Consider the following 3,185-nt stretch of genomic DNA (forward strand, 5'->3'; position numbering starts at 1 on the left):
GCCGTGGGGTGTGCGGGGGTGGGTCAGTTTGGCCTGGCCATGGCTTTGACGAAGGCGCGCTCGACGTCGGCGGTGGAGAGTACGCCGTAGATCTCGCCGGTGTCCTCGAGGACCAGGTACTCGGTGGCGGGGTGGGCGCGCAGGGTGTCGAGGAGTTCTTCGCCGGAGAGTTCGGCGGAGAGTTTCATGCCGTCGGTGAGGTCCTGGGCGAGGCCGCTGACGGCGACCCAGGGGCGGCGGTGTTCGGGTACGGAGACGATGGCGGCCTCGCGGACGACGGCGAGGGGGTCGCCGTGGGGGTCGACGACGACGAGGGCGCGGGCGCCGGACTCGTTGGCGCGGCGCAGGGCCTCGGACAGGGGGGTGTCGGATTCGACGGGGACGGCGCGGCGGGTGAGGGTGCGGGCGCGCAGTGCGGGGAGGTGTTCGCGTAGCCGTGCCATGCGCAGGCTGTTGCCGGCGCCGGTCCAGATGATGGCGGCGAGGATCGCGGCGAGCAGGGCGTCCATGAACAGGTCCATGCCGAGGTCGCTGTCGGGGTCGCCGATGGCTCCGGAATGGGTGAGCAGTGGCAGGCCGATGAGGACGGTGACGGCGAGGACGCGGCCGAACCAGGCGGCGGCGAGGGTGCCGGTCATGGGCTTGCCGGTGATCTTCCAGACGACGGCGCGGAGCATGCGGCCGCCGTCCAGGGGCAGTCCGGGCAGGAGGTTGAAGGCGGCGACGATCAGGTTGGAGATCATCAGTCCGGCGAGCAGGACTCCGGGGACGGTGCCGGGTTCGACGGTCTGCATGCCGAGGTAGAAGGCGCCGGCGAGTACCAGGGAGAGCAGGGGGCCGACGAAGGCGAGGAGGAACTCGCGGCCGGGGGTCTCGGACTCCTTCTCGATCTCGGAGACGCCGCCGAAGAACTGGAGCTGGATGCGGCGCACGGGGAGCTTGTAGTGCAGGGCGACGACGGTGTGGGCGAGTTCGTGGACGAGTACGGAGGCGTAGAAGGCGACGGCGAAGAAGAGGGAGACGAGGTAGCGGGCGTTGCCGAGCTCGGGCAGGACGCGTTCGAGCTGGCCGCCGAAGACCCAGGTGATGAGGGCGGCGACCAGGAACCAGCTGGGGGCGACGTACACGGGCACGCCGAAGGGGCGTCCCATGAGGAGTCCGCCGCCGGGTTCGCGGGGGCGCTCGGGCTTGCCTGCCGGTTTCTGCGGGAGCTGCGGCGTGTCTTTGTCGGTCGCGGGGTCCGTTTCCCCGTTGCCGGGCTGCGGCTGTCCGCTCCCGCCGCTCCCGCCGCTCTCGTCCACTGTGTCCCCTCAGTCCCTTCGGGTAAGTGTCTCTCGCCGTGGTGCGACGGTCGTTGCGCGACGTGATCGTCGCGCGATGTGGTCGCGGTGTGACGTGGTCCCACGATCATGCAGTGCGAGAGGGTCTGACGTCGATGGTATTCGGCTGCTGTCAGTGGTGGGTCGTAGGGTCTTGCCCATGGACCTCAGCACTGATGCCGCCGTGGCCGCCGCGGGCCCGGTGTCGCTCTCGCCGTCGCGGGCCAGTGACTTTATGCAGTGCCCGCTGCTGTACCGGTTCCGGGTGATCGACAAGCTGCCGGAGAAGCCGAGTGAGGCGGCCACGCGGGGCACGTTGGTGCACGCGGTGCTGGAGCGGCTCTTCGACGCGCCGGCCGCCGAGCGTACGGCGCCGCGGGCGAAGGCGCTGGTGCCGGGGCAGTGGGACCGGCTGCACGAGTCGAAGCCGGAGCTGGCGGAGCTGTTCGCGGACGCCGACGAGCAGGCGGCGGGTGAGCGGCTGGCGCGTTGGCTGGGACAGGCCGAGGAGCTGGTGGAGAAGTGGTTCACGCTGGAGGACCCGTCCCGGCTGGAGCCGGCTGAGCGTGAGCTGTTCGTGGAGGCGCGGCTGGAGTCGGGGCTGCGGTTGCGGGGGATCATCGACCGGGTCGACGTGGCGCCTACGGGTGAGGTGCGGATCGTCGATTACAAGACGGGCAAGGCGCCTCGTCCGGAGTACTCCGAGGGTGCGCTGTTCCAGATGACGTTCTACGCCCTGGTGGTGTGGCGGCTGAAGGGTGTGGTGCCGCGGCGGCTGCAGCTGGTCTACCTGGGCAGTGGTGATGTGATCACGTATGACCCGGTGGTGGCGGATCTGGAGCGGGTGGAGCGGAAGCTGCACGCGCTGTGGGACGCGATCCGGCTGGCCACCGAGACGGGTGACTGGCGACCGCGGCCGAGCAAGCTCTGTGGCTGGTGTGACCATCAGGCGGTGTGTCCGGAATTCGGCGGTACTCCCCCGCCGTATCCGCTTCCGGTGAGGGCGCCGGAGTCGCAGGGGGACGTGCAGGGCAGAATGGGCGCGGTCTAGCTAAGGAGATATGTCGTGGCGATCCGCGTCCTACTGGTCGACGATCAGCCGCTGCTGCGCACGGGCTTCCGGATGATTCTGGAGGCCGAGCAGGATCTCGCGGTCGTCGGGGAGGCCGGCGACGGTCTGCAGGCGCTCGACCAGGTCCGGGCGTTGCAGCCCGATGTGGTGCTGATGGATATCCGTATGCCGCGGATGGACGGGGTCGAGGCGACCCGGCAGATCACCGGTCCCGGACGGGATGGTCCGGCGAAGGTGCTGGTGCTGACCACCTTCGACCTGGATGAGTATGTGGTCGAGGCGTTGAAGGCCGGGGCCAGTGGCTTTCTGCTCAAGGATGCTCCGGCGCATGAGCTGGTGCAGGCGATCCGGGTGGTGGCCGCGGGTGAGGCGATGCTCGCGCCGAGTATCACGCGCAGGCTGCTCGACAAGTACGCCGGTCATCTGCCGTCGGGGGACGAGCCGGTGCCGGACACGCTGCACACGTTGACCGAGCGTGAGGTCGAGGTGCTGAAGCTGGTGGCGCGGGGGCTGTCCAACGCGGAGATCGCCGCTGATCTGTTCGTCAGTGAGACGACGGTCAAGACGCATGTGGGCCATGTGCTGACGAAGCTGGGGCTGCGCGACCGGGTGCAGGCCGCGGTGTACGCGTATGAGAGCGGTCTGGTGCGCCCCGGCGCCCAGTGACAGCCGGGGTCCAGTCACGGCCGGGGCCCGGTGGCTGGCGGGCCCGGTGGCTGCCGGGTCCGCTTACTGCCGGGGAAGCGGCTCGGCGAGGTTTCCGCGGTACGAACGAGAGCGGGCCGCCCCTCCAG

At 69.9% G+C, this 3,185-nt stretch carries 3 protein-coding genes; 2 read left to right on the top strand and 1 reads right to left on the bottom strand.

Annotated elements, in window-relative coordinates; genetic code table 11:
• Positions 1-23: 23 nt before the first annotated feature.
• The gene (locus tag U9R90_RS34650) at positions 24-1,301 is read right to left on the bottom strand and encodes a site-2 protease family protein (protein WP_411061337.1); all 1,278 of its coding nucleotides are present in this window, start codon (positions 1,299-1,301) and stop codon (positions 24-26) included.
• A gap of 178 nt (positions 1,302-1,479) precedes the next feature.
• On the opposite strand from U9R90_RS34650, the gene U9R90_RS34655 reads away from it, so the two are divergent.
• Both U9R90_RS34655 and U9R90_RS34660 read left to right on the top strand, forming a co-directional pair.
• Positions 1,480-2,370, top strand: a complete 891-nt coding sequence (locus tag U9R90_RS34655; protein WP_411061339.1) for a RecB family exonuclease — start codon at positions 1,480-1,482, stop codon at positions 2,368-2,370.
• A 15-nt stretch (positions 2,371-2,385) separates the two neighbouring features.
• Positions 2,386-3,057, top strand: coding sequence for a response regulator (locus U9R90_RS34660; RefSeq protein WP_381841372.1), 672 nt, complete (start codon positions 2,386-2,388; stop codon positions 3,055-3,057).
• The last annotated feature ends 128 nt before the right edge of the window (positions 3,058-3,185 follow it).

The sequence above is a fragment of the Streptomyces sp. E11-3 genome (assembly GCF_046540415.1).
Classification (GTDB): Bacteria; Actinomycetota; Actinomycetes; order Streptomycetales; family Streptomycetaceae; genus Streptomyces.

Bases quoted from the DNA above. Each gene is read 5' to 3' on its own strand.
- U9R90_RS34655 (WP_411061339.1), top strand. From the start codon at position 1,480: ATGGACCTCAGCACTGATGCCGCCGTGGCCGCCGCGGGCCCGGTGTCG.